The organism is Spirillospora sp. NPDC048911 (genome assembly GCF_043198015.1).
In the GTDB taxonomy this organism is placed as follows: Bacteria; Actinomycetota; Actinomycetes; order Streptosporangiales; family Streptosporangiaceae; genus Spirillospora.
In genome coordinates this window covers 1-1,222 of sequence record NZ_JBICUD010000029.1, presented here as the reverse complement: position 1 = coordinate 1,222, position 1,222 = coordinate 1, and the positions used below count along the sequence as shown (strand labels likewise).

General features: G+C 68.0%; 1 protein-coding gene. It reads right to left on the bottom strand.

Annotation, left to right across the window (positions count from 1 at the left end; genetic code table 11):
- Nucleotides 1-1,209, bottom strand: coding sequence for a ketosynthase chain-length factor (locus ACGFNU_RS50655; protein ID WP_392604179.1), 1,209 nt, complete (start codon nt 1,207-1,209; stop codon nt 1-3).
- Nucleotides 1,210-1,222: the final 13 nt, after the last annotated feature.

Genomic DNA, 1,222 nt, shown 5'->3' with positions numbered 1-1,222 from the left:
TCATGTGGTGGTTTGGAGTATGAGGGCGGTGTTGAAGCCGCCGTGGCCTCGTGCGAGGACGAGGGCTGTGCGGGCAGGGGCGGTGCGGGGGGCGGTGACCAGATCGAGTCGGTGGCCGGGGTCGGGGATGGTGTTGATGGTGGGCGGAATCAGCCCGCTGTTGAGCGTCAGCAGCGCCGTGACCACGTCCAGCGGGCCGGCACCGGCGCCGAGCCGGCCGGTCATGGTCTTGGGCGCGGTGACCGGCACCCCACCAGGACCGAAGACGTCGGTGATCGCGGCCGCCTCGACCCGATCCAGCTCAGGGACCGCGGCGGCATCGGCGAACACCACATCCACATCGGCGGGGACCAGGCCGGCGTCATCAAGAGCGATCTGGATCGCGGTCGGCAACGTCGACGGCCGGCCACTGCCCGGCCGCGGATCCAACGTCGCCCCCCACCCGCTCACCGCCCCATACACCCGAGCACCACGCCGCGCCGCCACGGCGGCGTCCTCCACCACCAGCAACGCACCGCCCTCACCCGGCACATGCCCGGCCGCACGCACATCGAACGGCAAATACCCGCGCTCAGGATCAGACCCGGCCGCCAGCCTGCCCCCGGCCAACTGCGCCACCCACCCCCACGGACACAACGGCGCCTCCACCCCACCGGCCAGCATCACCGTGCCATCACGCGCCAGCCGACGCGCATGCGCCAACGCATCCAACCCACCAGCCTGATCACCCACCAGCACACTGCTGGGCCCCCGCATCCCATGCCGGATCGAAATCTGACCGGTATTCACCGCATAAAACCACGCGAACGACTGATACGCACTCACATACCGGCCACCCTTACTCCACAAATTCCGCAACTCATTCGCACCGAACTCAAACCCACCACAACAACTAGCCGTCACCACCCCCAACCGATAACCACACACCCCCGCCACCTCCACCCCCGCATCACCCAACGCCTCCCCAGCCGCCACCAACGCCAACTGCGTCACCCGATCAGTCTGCGCCAACAACCTGCCCGGCAAAAACTCCCCCGCATCAAACCCCGACACCTCCCCCGCCAACCGCGCCGGATACCCACCCACATCAAAACGCGACACCACCCCAACACCACCCCGCCCAGCACACACCGCCCCCCAAAAATCAGAAACCCCCAACCCATTAGGAGCCACCACCCCCAACCCCGTCACCACCACCCCCGACCTCATCCCACCAACCCCC

Excerpts from the sequence above, each read along its gene's own strand:
- ACGFNU_RS50655 (WP_392604179.1), bottom strand. The coding sequence starts at position 1,209 with ATGAGGTCGGGGGTGGTGGTGACGGGGTTGGGGGTGGTGGCTCCTAAT.